This window comes from Pseudomonas arsenicoxydans (assembly GCF_900103875.1).
GTDB lineage: Bacteria > Pseudomonadota > Gammaproteobacteria > Pseudomonadales > Pseudomonadaceae > Aquipseudomonas > Aquipseudomonas arsenicoxydans.
Window position 1 is genome coordinate 2,344,694 of record NZ_LT629705.1, and the last position, 20,497, is coordinate 2,365,190.

Annotated in this window: 14 protein-coding genes; 6 read left to right on the plus strand and 8 right to left on the minus strand. The window is 60.0% G+C overall.

What is annotated here, in order from left to right:
* Positions 1 to 174: 174 nt before the first annotated feature.
* The 4 genes from BLQ41_RS10875 (at position 175) to guaA (ending at position 4,970) form a co-directional block, all read left to right on the plus strand.
* Positions 175 to 942: a sulfite exporter TauE/SafE family protein gene (locus BLQ41_RS10875; protein WP_090180519.1), complete on the plus strand. Its 768-nt coding sequence runs from the start codon at positions 175 to 177 to the stop codon at positions 940 to 942.
* Positions 943 to 1,131: 189 nt separating this feature from the next.
* Positions 1,132 to 1,680, plus strand: coding sequence for a sugar ABC transporter ATPase (locus tag BLQ41_RS10880; protein WP_090180521.1), 549 nt, complete (start codon positions 1,132 to 1,134; stop codon positions 1,678 to 1,680).
* Between the two features lie 117 nt (positions 1,681 to 1,797).
* Positions 1,798 to 3,267, plus strand: coding sequence for an IMP dehydrogenase (guaB, locus tag BLQ41_RS10885; protein ID WP_090180524.1), 1,470 nt, complete (start codon positions 1,798 to 1,800; stop codon positions 3,265 to 3,267).
* A 125-nt stretch (positions 3,268 to 3,392) separates the two neighbouring features.
* Positions 3,393 to 4,970, plus strand: coding sequence for a glutamine-hydrolyzing GMP synthase (gene guaA, locus BLQ41_RS10890; protein WP_090180527.1), 1,578 nt, complete (start codon positions 3,393 to 3,395; stop codon positions 4,968 to 4,970).
* Between the two features lie 71 nt (positions 4,971 to 5,041).
* Here the strand turns inward: guaA and BLQ41_RS10895 are convergent, their stop codons facing one another.
* Positions 5,042 to 8,020, minus strand: a complete 2,979-nt coding sequence (locus BLQ41_RS10895; RefSeq protein WP_157695007.1) for a membrane-targeted effector domain-containing toxin — start codon at positions 8,018 to 8,020, stop codon at positions 5,042 to 5,044.
* 218 nt (positions 8,021 to 8,238) lie between these two features.
* On the opposite strand from BLQ41_RS10895, the gene BLQ41_RS10900 reads away from it, so the two are divergent.
* Positions 8,239 to 9,615 (plus strand): multicopper oxidase family protein, encoded by a 1,377-nt coding sequence (locus tag BLQ41_RS10900; RefSeq protein ID WP_090180529.1) that lies wholly within the window; start codon positions 8,239 to 8,241, stop codon positions 9,613 to 9,615.
* Positions 9,615 to 10,112 (plus strand): tRNA adenosine(34) deaminase TadA, encoded by a 498-nt coding sequence (gene tadA / locus BLQ41_RS10905; RefSeq protein ID WP_090180532.1) that lies wholly within the window; start codon positions 9,615 to 9,617, stop codon positions 10,110 to 10,112. The genes BLQ41_RS10900 and tadA overlap by 1 nt, the downstream gene beginning before the upstream one ends.
* Before the next feature lie 133 nt (positions 10,113 to 10,245).
* Here tadA and cmoB read toward each other — a convergent pair whose 3' ends face one another.
* From cmoB to BLQ41_RS10945, 7 genes are all read right to left on the minus strand, one after another.
* On the minus strand, positions 10,246 to 11,202 hold the full coding sequence (cmoB, locus tag BLQ41_RS10910) for a tRNA 5-methoxyuridine(34)/uridine 5-oxyacetic acid(34) synthase CmoB (protein ID WP_090180535.1): 957 nt from the start codon (positions 11,200 to 11,202) through the stop codon (positions 10,246 to 10,248).
* Positions 11,199 to 11,978 (minus strand): carboxy-S-adenosyl-L-methionine synthase CmoA, encoded by a 780-nt coding sequence (gene cmoA, locus BLQ41_RS10915; protein ID WP_197678923.1) that lies wholly within the window; start codon positions 11,976 to 11,978, stop codon positions 11,199 to 11,201. The genes cmoB and cmoA overlap by 4 nt, the downstream gene beginning before the upstream one ends.
* Positions 11,979 to 12,129: 151 nt before the next feature.
* On the minus strand, positions 12,130 to 12,765 hold the full coding sequence (locus BLQ41_RS10920) for a lysoplasmalogenase (protein ID WP_090180542.1): 636 nt from the start codon (positions 12,763 to 12,765) through the stop codon (positions 12,130 to 12,132).
* Between the two features lie 2 nt (positions 12,766 to 12,767).
* The gene (locus BLQ41_RS10925) at positions 12,768 to 13,160 is read right to left on the minus strand and encodes a protease inhibitor I42 family protein (protein WP_090180543.1); all 393 of its coding nucleotides are present in this window, start codon (positions 13,158 to 13,160) and stop codon (positions 12,768 to 12,770) included.
* Between the two features lie 206 nt (positions 13,161 to 13,366).
* Positions 13,367 to 15,784, minus strand: coding sequence for an endopeptidase La (lon, locus tag BLQ41_RS10930; protein WP_090180547.1), 2,418 nt, complete (start codon positions 15,782 to 15,784; stop codon positions 13,367 to 13,369).
* Between the two features lie 1,347 nt (positions 15,785 to 17,131).
* Positions 17,132 to 17,509, minus strand: coding sequence for a DUF6124 family protein (locus BLQ41_RS10940; protein WP_090180550.1), 378 nt, complete (start codon positions 17,507 to 17,509; stop codon positions 17,132 to 17,134).
* A 489-nt stretch (positions 17,510 to 17,998) separates the two neighbouring features.
* The gene (locus tag BLQ41_RS10945; protein WP_090180552.1) at positions 17,999 to 20,407 is read right to left on the minus strand and encodes a glucose/quinate/shikimate family membrane-bound PQQ-dependent dehydrogenase; all 2,409 of its coding nucleotides are present in this window, start codon (positions 20,405 to 20,407) and stop codon (positions 17,999 to 18,001) included.
* Positions 20,408 to 20,497: the final 90 nt, after the last annotated feature.

Here is a 20,497-nt window from a genome sequence, read left to right on the forward strand (position 1 = left end):
GCGCAGTTTAAAGGCAATCTCTGGCCGAATGCACGATCACTGAGCTGTGTAGGAGCTGTCGAGTGAAACGAGGCTGCGATCTTTTTATTTTTTTAGATCAAAATCAAAAGATCGCAGCCTCGTTTCACTCGACAGCTCCTACAGTGATCACCGGTATTCAAGGAAGACTTGCAGATGAACGTGCTTGAGTTGTTGCACCAATGGCCATTCGGCATGGTGGATTGGTTGGTGATTGGGCTGGGCATCGCCCTGGCCTACATCGTGTTCGGCATCGCCGGCTTTGGCACCGCGCTGGTGGCTGGGCCGATTCTGATTCTGTTCATGCCCTTGTCGAAAATCGTGCCGCTGCTGGTGCTGCTGGATTTCATCGCAGCCTTCGGCAACCTGTTGCCATCGCGACGGGACGTGGCGAAACCCGAGTTGCTGCGACTGCTGCCGTGCATGGCGGTGGGGTGCACGTTGGGCGTGATTTTTCTGCTGAATCTCAAATCCGATTTGTTGCTGCTGTTGATGGGGCTGTTTATCAGTGCCTATGCGATTTACAGCCTGTGGGTCAAAACCCGGCCGACGCAATTGTCTGCTGCTTGGGCGCTGCCGATGGGCACCGTGGGCGGGATGTTCGGGGCGTTGTTTGGCAGTGGCGGCTTTTTATATGCGATCTATCTGAACAGTCGACTGCCCAAGGATTCGGCCCGGGCTACCCAAAGTGCACTGATCAGTTGCAGCACGGTGGTGCGTTTGAGCCTGTTTGCCGTCGCCGGGGTGTATGCCGAGCTACCCTTGTTGGTATTGGCGTTGTGTTTGTTGCCAGCGATGGCGGTGGGGCTGTGGATCGGCCGGCAGTTGACCATGAGATTGTCACGGGAGGCCTTCGTGCGGCTGGTGACCTGGTTGGTATTGGCCAGCGGGATTGCCTTGATCGGACGTTACTTGAGTACTTGACCGGATTTCGTCAGGGATTAAGCTGCCGGCCGTCCTGACGCCTTCGCGGGCAAGCCCGCTCCCACATTGGATCTTCTGGGATCACATCATTTGTGGCCGCCAAAGATAAAATGTGGGAGCGGGCTTGCCCGCGAAGGCGCCAATTGGCGCGCAGCAGGAACATCCATTTTGACGCAGTAGGCTTGCACCATGAATTCGCAAAGCATCATCGTCCCGAAAATCTCCACGCTGCCGGTTCACGAACCCCGGGCCCGGGCCGTCGTGCGGTGGCTGGTGCGCAAGAACATCGTCAAGGAAGAGCTGACCACGTGCGGTCGTACCGGTAACCGCATGGCCCACGCCATTGCCGAGGGGGCCCGCGCCGTGGTGTTGCACCCGGAGGCGCTGCCGTTCGGCGAGCCGATCAATGGCCTGGAGATCATCACCAAACGCTGCATCTATACACCCGCCAAGGGGTTCCTCAGCGAGGCTGGCTGCGCCGAGTGCCGCAAGGAAATCGGTGAGGCGTTGTTCGAAAGCCTGGAAGACTGGATGCCAGGACGCACGGATAATTTCACCTGCCCCGAGTGCGGGCATGAAGATGACATCAACGGGTTTCTTTTCCTGCAGGAATGCGGCTTTTCCAACCTGGGGTTCATCTTTAACAACTGGGCCGAGGCCGGGTTCAAACAGAGTTTTATCGACGAGTTTGCCGACTGGCTTGATCAGCCCGTGAGTTGGGTGAAAGTCGAGTTGTAGGAAGTGACAATCCCCGTATATCAGTAATGCTAATAATAGACAGAGTTTTACATTGAACCCGAGGGGGTGTCTGACTATAATGGCGCGCTTCCATTTTCCCGCTCGGGAGCCCCCGCGATGCTGCGTATCAGCCAAGAAGCTCTGACATTCGACGACATTCTCCTAGTGCCTGGTTATTCCGAGGTGCTTCCTAACGAAGTCAGTCTCAAAACCCGCCTAACCCGTGGCATCGAGCTGAATATTCCTCTGGTTTCTGCCGCCATGGACACCGTTACTGAAGCCCGTCTGGCAATCGCCATGGCTCAGGAAGGTGGCATCGGTATCATCCACAAGAACATGACCATCGAGCAGCAAGCTGCCGAAGTGCGCAAGGTCAAGCGTTACGAAGCAGGCGTGGTCAAGGACCCGATCACTATCGAGGCCGACGCCACGGTTCGTGAACTGTTCGAACTGACCCGCATGCACAACATCTCCGGTGTACCGGTATTGCACGATGGCGACCTGGTCGGCATCGTCACTTCCCGTGACGTGCGCTTCGAAAACCGTCTGGACGCCACCGTCCGTGAAGTGATGACGCCTAAAGAGCGTCTGGTCACGGTCAAGGAAGGCGCCGACAAGAACGACGTCCGCGAGCTGTTGCACAAGCACCGCATTGAACGCGTCCTGATCGTCGACGACAAATTCGCCCTCAAAGGCATGATGACCGTCAACGACATCGAAAAAGCCAAGGCTTACCCGCTGGCCAGCAAGGATGATCAAGGTCGTCTGCGCGTAGGTGCTGCGGTCGGCACCGGTAAAGACACCGGTGACCGCGTCGCGGCCCTGGTCAATGCCGGCGTTGACGTGGTGGTGGTCGACACCGCACACGGTCACTCCAAAGGCGTGATCGACCGCGTTCGCTGGGTCAAACAGAATTTCCCTGAAGTGCAGGTCATCGGTGGCAACATCGCTACCGGCGCTGCCGCCAAGGCTTTGGCCGAAGCTGGCGCCGATGCAGTCAAGGTCGGTATCGGCCCTGGCTCGATCTGCACCACCCGGATCGTCGCCGGTGTCGGCGTCCCGCAAATCAGTGCCATCGCCAACGTCGCCGCTGCCCTTGAAGGCACAGGCGTGCCGTTGATCGCCGACGGCGGCATCCGTTTCTCCGGTGACCTGTCCAAGGCCATCGTAGCCGGTGCTTCCTGCGTGATGATGGGCTCGATGTTCGCCGGTACTGAAGAAGCGCCGGGCGAGATCGAACTGTTCCAGGGCCGTTCGTACAAGGCTTATCGCGGCATGGGTTCGCTGGGCGCCATGTCCCAGGCTCAAGGTTCTTCCGATCGTTACTTCCAGGACTCCTCGGCAGGAGCCGAGAAGCTCGTACCGGAAGGCATCGAAGGCCGTGTGCCATACAAAGGCAGCCTGAGCGCCATCATTCATCAACTGATGGGTGGCCTGCGTTCCTCGATGGGTTACACCGGCAGTGCCGACATCGAAGAAATGCGCACCAAGCCTGAGTTCGTGCGGATCACCGGCGCTGGCATGGCCGAGTCCCACGTTCACGACGTGCAGATCACCAAAGAAGCGCCAAACTACCGAGTCGGCTGATGCCGACAGCTAAAAGCCACAAGCTATAAGCTGCAAGCGGTACTGCATTCATGCATCTACCGCGCAGCTTCCGATAACTTGCAGCTTGCAGCTTGAAGCTTGCAACTGCTTTTCAGAGCTCTCCCATGGCCCTCGACATTCACGCTCACCGCATCCTGATCCTCGACTTCGGTTCCCAGTACACCCAGCTGATTGCCCGCCGCGTGCGTGAAATCGGTGTGTACTGCGAACTGCATCCGTTCGACATGGATGAAGAAGCGATTCGCGAATTCGCTCCAAAAGGCGTCATTCTCGCCGGCGGCCCCGAGTCCGTGCACGAAGCCAACAGCCCTCGTTGCCCGCAAGCGGTGTTTGACCTGGGCGTGCCGGTCTTCGGTATCTGCTACGGCATGCAAACCATGGCCGAACAACTGGGCGGCAAGGTTGAAGGCTCCGATCTGCGTGAGTTCGGTTACGCCCGTGTCGACGTGGTCGGCAAGAGCCGCCTGCTCGACGGCATCGAAGACCATATCGACGCCGACGGCCTGTTCGGCCTCGACGTATGGATGAGCCACGGTGACAAAGTCACCAAGATGCCGCAGGAATTCCACATCCTGGCCAGCACCCCGAGCTGCCCGATTGCCGGCATGTTCGACGATGCTCGCGGCTACTACGGCGTGCAGTTCCACCCGGAAGTGACCCACACCAAGCAGGGCGGTCGCATCCTGTCGCGCTTCATCCTCGACATCTGCGGCTGTGAAGCCCTGTGGACGCCGTCGAAGATTGCTGAAGACGCCATTGCCAACATTCGCGCCCAGGTCGGCACCGACAACGTACTGCTCGGCTTGTCCGGCGGCGTTGACTCCTCGGTAGTTGCCGCGCTGCTGCACAAAGCCATCGGCGACCAACTGACCTGCGTCTTCGTCGACAACGGCCTGCTGCGTCTGCACGAAGGCGAGCAAGTGATGGCCATGTTCGCCGAGAACATGGGCGTCAAAGTGATCCGCGCCAACGCCGAAGAGCAGTTCCTGAACAACCTGGCCGGCGAGTCCGACCCAGAGAAAAAACGCAAGATCATCGGTCGTACCTTCATCGACGTGTTCGATGCCCAGTCCAACAAACTGGACAACATCAAGTACCTCGCCCAAGGCACTATCTACCCGGACGTGATCGAGTCGGCTGGCGCCAAAAGCGGCAAGGCTCATGTGATCAAGTCGCACCACAACGTGGGCGGCCTGCCGGAAGAAATGAACCTCAAGCTGGTTGAACCCCTGCGCGAGCTGTTCAAGGACGAAGTCCGTCGTCTGGGCCTGGAACTCGGCCTGCCGTACGACATGGTCTACCGTCACCCGTTCCCGGGCCCGGGCCTGGGCGTGCGGATCCTTGGTGAAGTGAAGAAGGAATACGCCGACCTGCTGCGTCGTGCCGACCACATCTTCATCGAAGAACTGCGCAAGGCCGACTGGTACCACAAGGTCAGCCAGGCATTCGTGGTGTTCCAGCCGGTCAAATCGGTTGGCGTGGTTGGCGATGGCCGTCGTTACGCCTGGGTAGTTGCCCTGCGTGCCGTTGAAACCATCGACTTCATGACCGCGCGTTGGGCACACCTGCCTTACGAACTGCTGGAAACCGTCAGCGGCCGGATCATCAACGAAATCGAAGGCATCTCCCGCGTCACTTACGACGTGTCGAGCAAGCCGCCAGCGACGATTGAGTGGGAATAATCCCGCCCTGACGGATCGTCCGTAACACCAGAAAAGCCCCGTGAACGCGAGTTCACGGGGCTTTTTGCGTATCAGGAGCCGGCCAGTCTGACCGGTCTCAGGCCAATGAGCCTTAACGCTGTCGAAAGGTCCGTGATGCTGGGGAAACGTCGGCCGCTCAGGGACGGCCAGCTTGGCCGCTCAATGTAGAACGAACCGGAGTCGCGCTGGATCACTGTGCGAACGATGGTGCCGTCGCTGCTGCGGTGAATGAGCGTGGCCGTGTTATCGATGTTCATCACCACACAATCTCCTGTATTGCGCAGACCTTTTTCCAGTGTTTCAGCCAGCACAACACTGGGCGGTGTATCCAGTTGCAGACGCAGATCGCCTTTGACGCTGGCCAGCGGCCGGCCGAAGTTATCGGTAGGAATGCGTCCCGGGTCCACTTCGATGCCTCGTGCCGTACCGGCGTCGGTGCTTTCTATGCGCAAACTGATGCCGCCCTCCAGTTCGCTGACACCGGGCACGCCGCCCCATGTGCTGGCGTGACTGTCGCCCATTAGCGCGACCCAGCGATGAGCACCTCGGGCAGCCTGGTCGGCGCTGATGACCTGGTGGGCAAAGAAATTCATCATCCTTTGCCGGAAATCGTCTTCGACACCGTTCATTCCCGTGCTCCGGTAGCTGGCCATGCAATCTATGGCCTGTACCCGGATATGGTTTCGGCGGGCCGCCTTGACCACTTCCATAAAGGTGAACTGACCGCTGGGGTCGGTGCCGTGCCCTTGATCCAGAATTTTCAGGTAGTTCTCGAGATTTTCGGACATCGTTCCCGTTCGATTGAACACATCCAGATCAGCCTGATGAAAGTCGGTCAGCAAGTGCTCCATGTAGAGCGTCTTGATCTTTTGCTTGCTCATCACCTCCATGTTTTCGATCAGGAACTGTTTGCTGGCGACACTTGAATGGTTCTCACCGACCACCAGCCCTGATACCAGGCGAAACAGCTTCTTGATGATGTCTTTGTAGGGCAGACGCGCTGGCAGAGTAGGGATTTCGGGCCTGGCCGGAAGGGTGTTTGATTCGAAGAATGCTGTGGCGTCGCGGTACAGGGTTTGACGCATGGCCTTGAAGTCGGCAACGGGATTGCTGCCGTCAGGTTTGGGCAGGCTGGCGGTGTAGTCTTTGAGGTCGTATTTGTTTCCTCCCCCTTGGGCAAGGTTTTTGAGCTGTTCGCGCGAGGCCTGCGGTATATCGTATGCGCTGGGCGGGCTGTCGATGTCAGGCAGTGAGGTGCTGTCACGGCCCCACGGCCATAATCCGTCGAACTTGCCGCCACCGAACAGACCCGGACGGTTGATGGGCTGCCATTCTCCCGCCGAATCCAGTCGAACCGGCAGGCTGCGATAAAACGAATAGGGGTTGGCCGGGTCGATGATGACCCAGGTTTTCAGTGCCTCTGCGTAGCGTACAAGGTAGTAGCTGTCGTTGATCAGCACATAGCTGCCGCCGTTTGCTGGCTGATAAATGCCGGCGAATTTTCCTTCGTCGCTGACGGGCGACAAGCCATCCAGCACTTCATTGGTTTCAAAGGATGACAGCAGCTCCGCTCCTTGTTCGGCGTACGCTGGACCGGGGGCGAATCGGGCGATGGGTGGGAGGCCTGAAGGGCTGGTGGGTCGTTCATTGACAGGTTCAGTGACGGGGTCTTGTGGACTGAAGGTTTCGCTGGCTTCACTGACTTCGGCGAGCTCCGTTGCCCCGCGCAAAAAAGGCAGGTTGAACAGGGTTTCGATACCGCTGGAGATGGCGCCCACGACCCCCGCCTTGCGCTCGGCCTTGGTACTGCCATTGATTGCCTGGTCAATGTTCAAACCCATATCGGCAATGCCGGCGCCAACGGCGGCCAGCGCCACGGGCCATCCAAGTCCCGCCATCGAACTGAAGAGGTGGACGAACGCGTTCAAATAGCCGATCCACATTTTTTTTCGCAGTTGTCCGTTGGAGTGCAGGGACAGGTCCGCATCGCTGTACATGCGCGCCTTCACCGAGTCGCGCAACCAGCTGAAAACATCGCCGGTGATCGGCTCGGCGTTTTGATTGATCAGGTGATGGTCGTAGGCGCCCCACGTTGTATAGAGCAGATCGATCGTAGCGTTCAAGCCGATTTTGCCGTCGTCCTGCAGTTGGGCGGACAACGGGAAATGGCTCATGAATCGCGCCCGATTCTCTGCATAGTTGTTTTGCAGCAACAGCCACCAATGGAAGTCGAGCAGGGTGGTAAAGATGTGGAACGTCTGGGTTTCACCCGGTGTGTAAAGGATGTTCACGCCGTTGCGATCGGTGATGCACAGGATATCGGTCGCCTGATAACCGCCGATATCCAGTGCACACACGCGTAATCCGTCCACGGTCGGTGCCTGCGCTCGCAGCATGTCGAGGCTGACCGGCCAGCTCACATTGCCGGCCACGGCTTTGATCACGGTCTTGAGGTTTTCATTGTTCAGTCGGGCGCCGTCGTGTTCGTCCAGTGCCCGCACCAGGAAGTTGAGTTTGGCCAGGGTCCGAAAATCGTCCGAATGGAGTGGCCAGAAGCGCTCCATTTTTTCTCGGTAGGATTGAGCGAAATTGAGGGCCCAGAAGTCCTTCAGAACATCCCTTGGGTACATCCTGATTTCGTTGGTTTCGTTGAAAATGGAGGCGTGAGGACCTTCGTTGTAGAAGCCGCCGTCGCCATCCGGCATGCCAGGGTCTTCCTGATCGCTGAGGCGGAATCGCTGGACCACCAGTTGCGGCAAGGTCAGCGACTCGCAAGGCTTCGGATAACGTTCCCAGCCGAGAAAAGCCTTGGGGCTGCTGACCGATACGTTATCGAAGCGGTGCCACCAGACCTTGTCCGGGTCGATGCCTTTGATTCCGTGTTTGTCGAGTATGCCCTTTGCGACTTCATAGGCCATCGCATGCATGTCGGGGCAGGCCTCGGTAAAAGGCAGCACCAGTGCTTTCAGGGATTGCTCGTCCGTGGGATTCGGCAAAAGGGATGGCGCAACTGATTCAGGTAAGTTCATTTCTCGCTCCTTGAGAAAATGGGGCGGTGAGGATCGCCCATTTGCTCAGGAGGAGTGCACTACATAGATATGCCCAAACGCGATGCGCGACCGTGTAGGGTCAGCGACGCAGTGCGGTCATCGTCGCGCAGCCCTTACTGTTTCTCATCCGCAGGTGTATCGTATTCGCCTTTTGCAGGCCCTCGGGCCTGTCGCTGATACGTGAGGTAGTTGAGTTCATGTCCTTTACCCGTCGACAAATACTCGGTGGTCTGGCCGGTCTTGTGGTGGTTGGCGTGGGAGCCGGTGGCGCGTCGCGCTACTGGTTGGGCAAGATGGCCGACGCTGACGCCGGCCATGACTATGAGCTGATCGCCGCGCCGCTGGACGTCGAGTTGGTCGCCGGGCACAAGACTCAAGCCTGGGCGTTCGGTCCGTCGGCGCCTGGCACCGAGTTGCGCGTGCGTCAGGGCGAATGGCTGCGGGTGCGGTTCATCAACCACCTGCCGGTGGCGACCACCATCCACTGGCATGGCATCCGCCTGCCGCTGGAAATGGACGGCGTGCCGTACGTTTCGCAATTGCCGGTGCTCCCGGGCGAATACTTCGACTACAAATTCCGCGTGCCCGACGCTGGCAGCTACTGGTATCACCCGCACGTGAACAGCAGCGAAGAGCTTGGCCGCGGCCTGGTCGGCCCGCTGATCATCGAAGAGCGCGAGCCCACCGGTTTCAAGTACGAGAAAACCCTGAGTCTCAAGAGCTGGCACGTCGATGAAGAGGGCGCTTTCGTGGCCTTCAGCGTTCCTCGCGAAGCCGCCCGTGGTGGCACCGCCGGGCGCCTGTCGACCATCAACGGTGAGTCGCAAGCGGTGATCGAGTTGCCCGCCGGGCAAATCACCCGCGTGCGTTTGCTCAACCTCGATAACACGCTGACGTATCGCCTCAACATTCCCGGCGTCGAAGCGCAGATCTACGCGCTGGACGGCAACCCGATCGAACCGCGCCCGTTGGGCAAGGAATACTGGCTGGGCCCGGGCATGCGGATTTGTCTGGCGATCAAGGCGCCGCCGGCCGGTGAGGAGTTGTCCCTGCGCAACGGCCCGGTTCGCCTGGGCACGTTTCGTTCGGTGGCGAACACCGATGCTCCCACCGTGTGGCCGCCCGCGCTGCCCGCCAACCCGGTGGCCGAGCCGGACCTGGCCAATGCCGAGAAACTCAACTTCAATTTCGAATGGGTGGGCTCGGTCTCGGTGAACGTCGACAACGGCAAGCCACCCAGCTTGTGGCAGATTAACGGCAAGGCCTGGGACATCACCGACAAGACCTGCGCCGACCGCCCGATTGCCAAGCTCGAGAAGGGCAAGAGCTACATTTTCGAATTGAAGAACATGACTCAATATCAGCACCCGATTCACCTGCATGGCATGAGCTTCAAAGTCATCGCCTCGAATAGGCACAAGGTCATTCCGTATTTCACCGACACTTACTTGCTGGGCAAGAACGAGCGTGCGCAAGTGGCCTTGGTGGCGGATAACCCGGGGGTGTGGATGTTCCATTGCCATGTGATCGACCACATGGAAACCGGCCTGATGGCCGCGATCGAGGTGGCCTGATGCGTCAGATTCGTCCCGCCGCAATCATTGACCGCAGTCGCGACCGTGACTTCATGCGCGAAGCCCTGTCCCTCGCGGCTCAGGGTGCAACCCTTGGCGAAGTACCGGTCGGCGCGGTGCTGGTGCAGGACGGTGAAATCATCGGACGCGGCTTCAATTGTCCGATCAGCCGCCACGACCCGAGTGCCCATGCCGAGATGGTCGCGATCCGTGCTGCGGCGTTGGCGGCCAGCAACTATCGCCTGCCGGGCAGCACGCTCTATGTAACGCTTGAGCCGTGCAGCATGTGCGCCGGGCTGATCGTGCATTCACGGATTGCGCGGGTGGTGTATGGCGCCCTGGAACCGAAAGCCGGGATTGTGCAGAGTCAGGGGCAGTTTTTTACCCAGGGATTTTTGAATCACCGAGTGCTCTATGAAGGCGGGGTGTTGGCTGAGGAGTGTGGGGCGGTGTTGAGCGAGTTCTTCAAGGCTCGGCGCGCGAAACCAGCAGACTGAACCCCAAAACCAATGTGGGGCGAGCCTGCTCGCGATAGCGGTGTGTCAGTCGACATAACTAGTGACTGGCACACTGCTATCGCGAGCAGGCTCGCTCCCACAGGGGATCTCCATTGGGTTGGAGATTGAGGTTCTATTTGCGGGCGACGATGACGGCACGCATCGGCGCCGGCAGTCCTTCAATGGTCTTGCTGTGATCCTCGGGATCAAGGAAGTCACTCAACGACTGATACTTCATCCACTCCGTCCCGCGTTGCTCCTCGACCGTGGTCACGCTCACGTCGACACAGCGAACATCGGTAAACCCGGCACGGCGCAACCATAACTCCAGCGCTGGCACCGACGGCAGGAACCACACATTACGCATCTGCGCATAACGGTCTTCCGGCACCAACACCTGTTGCTGATCACCTTCGATCACCAGCGTTTCCAGGACCAGCTCACCGCCCTTGACCAGGCAATCTTTCAGCGCCAGCAAGTGCTCGATCGGCGAGCGACGGTGATAGAACACGCCCATGGAAAACACGGTGTCGAAGCCTTCCATGTTCGGCGGCAGGTCTTCGAACGGGAATGGCAGGTGCCAGGCGTTGGGCTCGGACAGATAACGTTGCACGGCCTGGAACTGGCAGAAGAACAGCCAGTTCGGATCGACACCAATCACGCTGTCGGCCCCGGCGCCGAGCATGCGCCACATGTAGTAGCCATTGCCGCAGCCGACATCGAGGATGCGTTTGCCCTTGAGGTCCAGATGCGGCGCGACCCGCGACCACTTCCAGTCCGAGCGCCATTCGGTGTCGACGTGCACGCCAAACAGGTCGAACGGCCCTTTGCGCCACGGCGACAGCCCCATCAGCGCCGTGCGCATTTGCGCACGGGTTTCGTCATCGCAATCGGTGTCCAGCGTCAGGCCATTGAGCAGGTCGACTTCACTCGGCTGGATCTTTGGCAAGGCGTCCAGCGCACTTTGCCAACGTTCCAGGTCGCCGTGACCCTTCTCCATTTTCTTGTCGAGTTGCGCTTGCAGGGTGTTGGCCCATTCGGCCAGCGGGGTGCCAGACAGACGGCGGGCGAGAGGGGACAGATCAATCATGGCAAGGCAATCAACGAGGCAAAGTTAAGACACTGGAACCACGGCACGACTTTCGAGAACCCGGCCGCCATCAGGCGTTCGCGGTGTTCTTCGAGACTGTCGGGCTTCATGACGTTTTCGATGGCGCTGCGTTTCTGGGCGATTTCCAGTTCGCTGTAGCCGTTGGCGCGCTTGAACGCGACGTGCAGATCGGTGAGCAGCGCATGTTCTTCAGGATCGTTGAAGCGCAGTTTCTCCGACAGAATCAGCGCGCCGCCGGGCAGCAGCGATTGGCGGATGCGCGAGAGCAGGGCGGTGCGCTGGTCCGGGGCGATGAATTGCAGGGTGAAATTCAGCGCCACCACCGAAGCGGGCTGGAACTCAAGGGCGAGGATGTCGCCTTCGATCACTTCCACCGGCAGCAACTCCTGGAACATCGAGTCCTGACCGTTGAGGTATTCGCGGCAACGCTCGACCATCGCTGCGGAGTTATCCACAGCAATAACTCGGCAACCATCGGTGCGCACGTGGCGACGCAATGCTTGAGTCACGGCCCCCAATGACGAGCCGAGGTCGTAGAGCACGCTGTTGGGTTGGGCAAATTGCGCAGCGAGCACGCCGAGGTTTTCAACGATGGTCGGATAACCCGGCACCGAGCGCTTGATCATGTCCGGGAACACCCGCACCACGTCCTCGTTAAAGGCGAAGTCGGGCACCTGGGCCAGAGGCTGGGCGAAAAGGCGATCGGGTTCTTTGCTCACGGCGGTTCCAGCAGCTTCGGTTGAAAAGGCCGGCATTTTAGCCAAATTGACGAGGGGATGCGCGGGTTGTCTGATAAAGCGCCGGGCAGATCCGGACTCTATGTTTTCAGGGAGACCGTTATCGCGGGCAAGCCCGCTCCCACAGGATTGCGCTGTACTTGTGGGAGCGGGCTTGCCCGCGATGAACTCAGCGAGGTTTCAGGCCGAACGCCGACGCCGTAATACCCCATTGCCCCACCCAGTAACTGAGGATAATCACGTAGGGCGCCGCCTCGAACGGCACGACAAATCGGCTAATACCAATGACGCTGTCGGAGAACACAAACGCCACCGCACCGGCCGCCGCCAGCAGGGCCGAGCGTTGAGGCACATCGCTGCCCAAGCGAGCCAGCGCGCGCCAGAGCATCGCGCTGATGGCCAAACCGTAAACGATCACCGGAATCAGCAACGGGCCCAGCCCGTGGGAAATCAGGATCCCCAGCAGCACCGCGCCAACTGCCAAAGCCATCACCAATGGCAACAACGCCAACCGCCGGCAATCGCTCAAATAAGCTTTCAGATACGCCAGATGCGCGACCAAAAACGCACCGAGGCCAAACACAAACAAATCCCCCGGCCACGCCAGCAACACATCACCGAGTAAGGAGAAAATCAGTCCAAGGCTGATCCAGCGCCGATAGTCGCTGGGCGGTGCATCGTGCAGCCAGCCGAGCAGGGCCAGCACCGGCAGCGGCTTGACCAGCAGGCATAACAACGTGGCGTGTACGCTCAGCCCATAGAGGAACGTCACCGCACCCATCAGCGCGAGGATCAGCCAACCCATGATCAGTTAACCGAGATCGCGCAGTCGAAGGTTTCCACCGGCAGCACTTCTGGTGCCCAAGGCTGTTGGGAGGTCAGGCGCAGACGACCGTTGCCGGCGGCGAACGCCTGAAAGCGCCAGGTCGAAATGCCGGCACTGCCGACAATCCCGGCGTCTTCGGGATTGCTGTAAACCTCGGGGCTGAGTGCATGCAGCACGCCGCCGGCCGAGTCTTGAATCGCCCAGCGATAACCGGTGGTCGGGTTGCTGGGCAGGGTCACGATCAGGTTTTGCCCGTTGCGCAGTTGCACGGGGCATTCGCTTTGTTTTTCCACGGTCACGTTCTGTTTCGGTTGCGTGGCGCAAGCCGCCAACAGAGAAAGGGCGAGGGGGACGAACAGGCGAGTAGGGGACATGGGGGCAGCGGCTCCGGCGTTCACGACGAACGGCGAGCATAACTGAAGATGAGGCAAAGTGTGACAGCCATACCGTAGGGCTGGCTGGGGGATTTGTGTTGTCAGTGCCGACGTCATCGCGGGCAAGCCCGCTCCCACAGGGATAGTGATGAACCTGTGGGAGCGGACTTGCCCGCGATAGCGTCGGTACAGTCGCTACATTTCTGTCAGAACAAAATCTTCGCCACATCGGCAAAGCGTTTGGCGAAGTGCACGGTGATCCCTTCCTTCAGATAGTCCGGCAATTCTTCAAAGCTGCCACGGTTCGGCTCCGGCAGGATCAGCTCAAAAATCTTCTGCCGGCGCGCCGCAATGACCTTCTCACGCACCCCGCCAATCGGCAGTACATGCCCGGTCAGCGTCAGTTCACCGGTCATGGCCACGCCTTTTTTCGGCGGCTGGTTGCGAGCGAGTGAGAGCAGGGCGCTGGCCATGGTCACGCCGGCGCTTGGGCCGTCTTTCGGGGTGGCACCTTCCGGAACGTGCAGGTGGACGAAGGCTTCGTCGAAGAACTTCGGATCGCCGCCAAATGACTTCAGGTTCGAGCTGACGTAGCTGTAGGCGATTTCTGCCGACTCTTTCATCACATCGCCCAGTTGCCCGGTGAGTTTGAAGCCTCGGTTCAAGGTGTGGATTCGCGTGGCTTCAATCGGCAGGGTCGCGCCGCCCATGCTGGTCCAGGCCAGGCCGGTGATGACACCGATGCCGGACAACACTTGCTCGTTGCGGAACACTGGATGGCCCAGTGAGGCTTCGAGGTCTTTCGGCCCAAGTTTGATCACCGCGTTCGGTTCATCGATCAGTTTGACCACGGCCTTGCGCACCAGTTTGCCCAGTTGTTTTTCCAACTGACGCACCCCGGCTTCACGGGCGTAGCCGTCGATCAAGGCTTTCAACGCGCTGTCGCTGATGCTCAGGCTGCCTTTGGACACGCCGGCCTTTTCCAGCTGCTTGGGCCACAAGTGGCGCTTGGCGATGGCGATTTTTTCTTCGGTGATGTAACCCGATAGGCGAATCACTTCCATCCGGTCGAGCAACGGGCCGGGAATCGAGTCCAGGGTGTTGGCCGTGCAGATGAACAGCACTTTCGACAGGTCCAGACGCAAGTCCAGGTAGTGGTCGAGGAATTCGACGTTCTGTTCCGGGTCGAGGGTTTCCAGCAACGCCGAGGCTGGGTCGCCTTGGTAGCTTTGGCCCATCTTGTCGATTTCGTCGAGCATGATCACCGGGTTCATCACTTCGACGTCTTTCAACGCGTGGACGAGTTTGCCCGGCTGCGCGCCGATGTAGGTGCGGCGGTGGCCCTTGATCTCGGCTTCGTCACGCATACCGCCGAGGCTGAAGCGATAGAACGGTCGGCCGAGGGATTCGGCGATGGATTTGCCGACGCTGGTTTTACCCACGCCCGGCGGGCCGACCAGCAGCACGATGGAACCGCTGATCTCGCCCTTGTAGGCGCCGACCGCGAGGAATTCGAGGATGCGGTCCTTGATGTCGTCGAGGCCGGCGTGGTGTTTATCCAGCACTTTGCGCGCGTGCTTGAGGTCGAGTTTGTCCTCGCCGTACACGCCCCACGGCACCGAGGTCGCCCAGTCGAGGTAGTTGCGGGTGACCGCGTATTCCGGGGAGCCGGTCTCGAGGATCGACAGTTTGTTCATTTCCTCTTCGATGCGTTTTTGCGCCTGGTTTGGCAATACTTTGCCTTCCAGGCGTTGCTCGAACTGTTCGATGTCGGCGCTGCGGTCGTCCTTGGTCAGGCCCAGCTCTTGCTGGATGACCTTGAGTTGTTCCTTGAGGAAGAATTCGCGCTGATGTTCGCCGATCTTGCGGTTAACTTCGGCTGAGATCTCTTTCTGCAGGCGTGCGACTTCGACTTCCTTGCGCAGCATCGGCAGGACTTTTTCCATGCGCTTGAGCATTGGCACGCAGTCGAGCACTTCTTGCAGTTCGCTGCCGGTGGCCGAGGTCAGTGCTGCGGCGAAGTCGGTCAGCGGCGAGGGATCGTTGGGGCTGAAGCGGTTGAGGTAGTTTTTCAGTTCTTCGCTGTACAGCGGGTTGAGCGGCAGCAGTTCCTTGATCGCATTGATCAGCGCCATGCCGTAGGCCTTGACCTCGTCGGTCGGCTCGGTGGGCTGGTGCGGGTATTCGACTTCGACTAGGTACGGCGGGCGATGGTGTTTGAGCCAGGTGCGGATGCGTACGCGGGTCAGGCCTTGGGCGACGAATTGCAGTTTGCCGTTTTCGCGGCTGGCGTGGTGGACCTTGACCAGGGTGCCGTAGAGCGGCAGGGCCGAGGTGTCGAAATGGCGTGGGTCTTCCTGGGGGGTGTCCATGTAGAACAGGGCCAGGGAGTGGTGGTCGGATTTGCTGACGAGGTCGAGGGTTTCGGCCCAGGGTTCTTCGTTGACGATGACTGGCAGGACTTGGGCCGGGAAGAATGGGCGGTTGTGGATCGGGATGATGTAGACCTTGTCCGGCAGGTTTTGGCCGGGCAGGGCTAGGCCTTTGCTGGTGGCGGGGTGTTCGGCGTTTTCTGGGTCGGCGTATTCGCTCGGGTCTTCGGGGAATTCTTGCTGGTCGCTCATGGGGCACCTGCGCAATGGGGTATGGGTCTTAGATGGGGCGGGTTGGCTGTGGTTTCAATGGCAGGGGATATTTCTGGGTGTGTTCAGGGTTTGGACAGGTGCTGGTGTGACCTGGCTTTCCCGGATGTACCCGATTCCCCCGTAGGAGCTGTCGAGTGCAACGAGGCTGCGATCTTTTGATCTTTTGATCTTTTGATCTTGGCCTTGATCTTGGCCTTGACGGCCTGGTAGCCGATCAGGTTCTTGTTGGCCTGGTGCATATCCGTTGCTGCGGTGATGGCGGCTGGCGGTTTCGCCCTTACGGCGAGTCCCTTTTGGCAAACGCCCCAAAAGGAACCAAAAGGTCTTGCCCCGGCGTCCGGCCCCTCGCTGGGGCTCGGTGTTCCTTCGTTCCGGCATTCATCTGGGGGCATCGCCTCCGGTCTGCTTCGCGACGACCTCCTCTCGATGTGTTCGACTTCGTCGAACGGCGCTACGCGCCTGCCCCCCAGATGAACGCCTCCACTCAGCCTGCCGAAGGGGCGGGTGGATCAAGATCAAAAGCTGCAGGCGAGCTACCGCTCGGCCTATTGAGTGGTGAGGAGCGAAGCGTGTACGCCGATCTATTGTGGGAGCTGGCTTGCCAGCGAAGGCGGCCTGACAGCCGACCAGTCTCTTTCAGGTGTACCCGGTCCACTGTGGGAGCTGGCCTGCCGGCGATGGCACCCCGCCAGCCGACCAGTCTCTTTCAGGTGTACCCGGTCCACTGTGGGAGCTGGCCTGCCAGCGATGGCTGCCTGACAGCCGACCAGTCTCTTGCAGGTGTACCCGGTCCACTGTGGGAGCTGGCCTGCCGGCGATGGCGGCCTGGCAGCCGACCAGTCTCTTTCAGGTGTACCCGGTCCACTGTGGGAGCTGGCCTGCCAGCGATGGCACCCAGACAGCCGACCAGTCTCTTTCTGGTGTACCCGGTCCACTGTGGGAGCTGGCCTGCCAGCGATGGCACCCTGGCAGCCGACCAGTCTCTTTCTGGTGTACCCGGTCCACTGTGGGAGCTGGCCTGCCAGCGATGGCGGCCTGACAGCCGACCAGTCTCTTTCAGGTGTACCCGGTCCACTGTGGGAGCTGGCCTGCCAGCGATGGCACCCCGCCAGCCGACCAATCTCATGCAGGTATGCACCGAACCCTGTGGGAGCTGGCTTGCCAGCGAAGGCGGCCTGCCAGCCGGCCAATCTGTTGCAGATGTACAAAACTTAATTGTGGAAGCGAGCCTGCTCCGGGCGGCGTTCCGACGATGGCGGTGTGTCATTCACATTAATATCGACTGACACGCCGCCATCGCGGGCAAGCCCGACTCCCACAGGGGGATTAGCGGTGTGTTGCGGGTTTTGGCAATTCAACGTTATCCAGCATTCGGTTCACCGCCAGCTCGGCCAGCATCACTATCTGCTGAATCGCCATCGCCGTGTGTCGGTGCGGGCCTTCCAGATAGCCGGCGAAGTCACTTGCCATGACACTGGCCTGGGCCAACGACTCGCAGGTGTGGGCCAGCAGGTCTTCGTCTTTGATGTCCGGCGCAACCAGGAACAGGGTGCTTGGTTTGCGGTTAGCCGGTGATTTGAGGGCGGCGGGGTTGAGGTAGTGGTCCAGCGCGCGTTCGGCGGCGTCGTTGAATTTTTTGGAATCGGCGGATTCGTAGGGGGAAACGTCGTCGGCTTTCGGGGGATTGGGTGTTTCTTTGATCATGGTGAAGCTCCAAATGAAGGTTCGGCTGCCACTTATCGCTGCGACGCGATGTGAAGGAGGCAGCTGTACGCGGGGTCGCAGACCGAGCCATTTGGAAACCCGGCATACCCGAAGGTATCCCGCGCACAGCCACCATAAAGCAACCGACTAACACCGAAGCGCTGTGGTTTGGGGCCGGCGATTATGCACCAAATGAACTGAACGGACTGCGACGCCCGGCCGCTGATTTTGCAGCGACACCCAAAGCCTATCCCTCCGGCTTCCGACACAACAACCGCCAGAACATGTCGGAATCGTCCTCTGAAATATTCATTTCTGTAGGACGTTCGCAGATTTTTTCAGGCCAACCTCGAGCAAATGTGAGAGCAGGCTTGCTCGCGAAGGCTGTTTAACATTCAACATCGAAGTCGTATGGCTGGCGCATCCAGCGGCCACAAAAAAAGGCGACCCCCTCACAGGAGTCGCCTTCGCTTTAACCGCCGCTAATACTTACTCGGACAGTTTGTACGCCATCACGTAGTCACCTTGCTTGGTGCCCAGCGAACCATGGCCGCCGGCCACGACGAGCACGTATTGCTTGCCGTCTTTGCCGGTGTAGGTCATTGGCGTGGTTTGCGCGCCAGCCGGCAGGCGGCCTTCCCACAGTTGCTTGCCGTTTTTCATGTCGTAGGCGCGCAGGTACTGGTCGAGGGTGCCGCTCAGGAAGCCTACGCCACCGGCGGTGGTGAAGGTGCCGCCCAGGCTAGGTACGCCCATGCTCAGCGGGATTGGGACCGGTGAGCTGTCGCGCACGGTGCCGTTTTTGTGTTTCCAGATGATTTTGGTGGTGGTCAGGTCGACCGCTGTCACGTAACCCCAGGCCGGTGCCTGGCATGGCAGGCCCAGAGGCGAGAGCAGGGGTTCGAGGATGACGCCGTATGGCGCGCCTTTGTTCGGCTGCACGCCTTGGGTTTCGCTTTTACGCGGGCCTTGGGCTGCGATTTCGGCGGCCGGGATCAGTTTCGATTTGAACGCCATGTAGTCCGGGTTCATGAAAGCGATCTGACGCACTGGATCAACCGAGATGCCGCCCCAGTCGAACACGCCGAAGTTGCCTGGATAAACGATCGAACCTTGCAGCGATGGCGGCGTGAACGGGCCGTCGTAGCGCATGGATTTGAAGTCGATCCGGCAGATCAGTTGGTCGAATGGCGTCACGCCCCACATGTCGCGCTCTTTGAGGGGCGGCGGCATCAGGTTGAGGTCGGATTTCGGTTGGGTCGGCGAGGTGTGGTCACCTTCGACAGCGCCCTGTGGAACAGGCACTTCGTTGATCGGCACGATCGCTTTACCGGTGCTGCGGTCCAGCACGTAGATGCTGCCTTGCTTGGTGGACGCGAGCACGGCCGGTTTTACACCGTCCGCGGTTTTCAGGTCCATCAGGGTTGGCTGGCCACCGACGTCCATGTCCCACAGGTCGTGGTGCGTGAACTGGAAGTGCCAGCGCACTTTGCCGGTGCCAATGTCGAGGGCGGTCAGGCCGGCAGCGTGCAGTTCCGATTCCGGAGTGCGAGCGCCACCGAACTGGTCGGGGGTCTGGTTGCCCATCGGCAGGTAGAGCATGCCGAGTTTTTCGTCGACGGCGAACATGGACCACATGTTCGGCGAGTTACGGGTGTAGGTTTTGCCTTCGGCAATCGGCGTGGTGTCGTCCGGGTTGCCGCTGTCCCAGTTCCACACCAGTTTGCCGGTGTGCACGTCGAACGCGCGGATCACGCCGCTTGGCTCGTCGGTGGAGACGTTATCGGTGACGTGGCCGCCAATCACTACCAGGTCTTTGGTGACTGCTGGAGGCGAAGTCGAGTAGTAGCCGCCGGCGTTGAAGCCGCCGATGTTGGCGCTCAGGTCGACCTGGCCGTTGTTGCCGAAGTCTTCGCACATCTTGCCGGTGTCGGCGTTCAGGGCGATCAGACGGGTGTCGGCAGTCGGCAGGAAGATCCGGCGTGGGCAGGCGCTGGTGACTGGAGCGCTGGCGCTGCCGGTCGGGCTCTGCTCGGAGGCGTAAGCGGCGTCATCGTGATACGACACGCCACGGCAGGTCATGTGCGCCCAACCCTTGAAGTTCGCCGCGTTCTGCGTGGAGAGCTTCGGATCGAAACGCCAGATTTCTTTGCCGGTGTCCGGGTCCAGCGCGATCACCTTGCTGTGCGGCGTGCAGACATACAGCATGCCGTTGACTTTCAGTGGGGTGTTTTCGGCAGTGGTTTCGCCCGGGTCGTTCGGCCCTGGCAGATCGCCAGTGCGAAAGGTCCAGGCCGGGACCAGTTTGTTCACGTTTTGCGGAGTGATCTGCGCCAGTGGCGAGTAACGATCGCCATGGGCGCTGCGGCCGTAGGAGTTCCAGTCACCGTCGGGCATGGCCGGGGCGGTGTTGGTCATGCCCGGCACGCTGTCGCGGTCCAGTTGGCCTTTGATTTCACCAGGGTTGGTGAACTGGCTGGCCAGTGCGGCAACGCCTGCCAGCACCACGGCGACGCTCAGCGCGCCAGTGCCCATCGGCGCAGGGCCGGTGATCAACAGCGGACGGCGGAACCACGGCAGCAACATGACGATGCCCAGCGCAAACAACATCGCCAGACGTGGCACCAGTTGCCACCAGTCGAGGCCGACTTCCCACAAGGCCCATACCGTACTGGCGAACAGCACCAGTGCGTAGAGGCCCAGCGCAGCGCGGCGGGCCATGATCAGCAGCACGCCGGTCAGCGTCAGGCCGATACCGGCCAGCAAGTAATACAGCGAGCCGCCGAGCATGCTCAGCTTGATCCCGCCTGCCAGCATGGCCAGGCCCATTAGCAGAAGCAGGATGCCGAGCAGGCTCGGCAGCAGACGGCTTCGACTCAAAGCACCATCAGTGCTCATAGTGTGGTTCTCCGTGACGTTTTAAGTAGTCCCGCGCAAGTTCACTGTAGATGACGATCTGGCGTGGGCATGGTTCAGTTATAAAAGTGA

Coding starts and splice junctions, on each gene's coding strand:
- BLQ41_RS10875 (WP_090180519.1), top strand. CDS start 175: ATGAACGTGCTTGAGTTGTTGCACCAATGGCCATTCGGCATGGTGGAT.
- BLQ41_RS10880 (WP_090180521.1), top strand. CDS start 1,132: ATGAATTCGCAAAGCATCATCGTCCCGAAAATCTCCACGCTGCCGGTT.
- guaB (WP_090180524.1), top strand. CDS start 1,798: ATGCTGCGTATCAGCCAAGAAGCTCTGACATTCGACGACATTCTCCTA.
- guaA (WP_090180527.1), top strand. CDS start 3,393: ATGGCCCTCGACATTCACGCTCACCGCATCCTGATCCTCGACTTCGGT.
- BLQ41_RS10895 (WP_157695007.1), bottom strand. CDS start 8,020: ATGAACTTACCTGAATCAGTTGCGCCATCCCTTTTGCCGAATCCCACG.
- BLQ41_RS10900 (WP_090180529.1), top strand. CDS start 8,239: ATGTCCTTTACCCGTCGACAAATACTCGGTGGTCTGGCCGGTCTTGTG.
- tadA (WP_090180532.1), top strand. CDS start 9,615: ATGCGTCAGATTCGTCCCGCCGCAATCATTGACCGCAGTCGCGACCGT.
- cmoB (WP_090180535.1), bottom strand. CDS start 11,202: ATGATTGATCTGTCCCCTCTCGCCCGCCGTCTGTCTGGCACCCCGCTG.
- cmoA (WP_197678923.1), bottom strand. CDS start 11,978: ATGCCGGCCTTTTCAACCGAAGCTGCTGGAACCGCCGTGAGCAAAGAA.
- BLQ41_RS10920 (WP_090180542.1), bottom strand. CDS start 12,765: ATGGGTTGGCTGATCCTCGCGCTGATGGGTGCGGTGACGTTCCTCTAT.
- BLQ41_RS10925 (WP_090180543.1), bottom strand. CDS start 13,160: ATGTCCCCTACTCGCCTGTTCGTCCCCCTCGCCCTTTCTCTGTTGGCG.
- lon (WP_090180547.1), bottom strand. CDS start 15,784: ATGAGCGACCAGCAAGAATTCCCCGAAGACCCGAGCGAATACGCCGAC.
- BLQ41_RS10940 (WP_090180550.1), bottom strand. CDS start 17,509: ATGATCAAAGAAACACCCAATCCCCCGAAAGCCGACGACGTTTCCCCC.
- BLQ41_RS10945 (WP_090180552.1), bottom strand. CDS start 20,407: ATGAGCACTGATGGTGCTTTGAGTCGAAGCCGTCTGCTGCCGAGCCTG.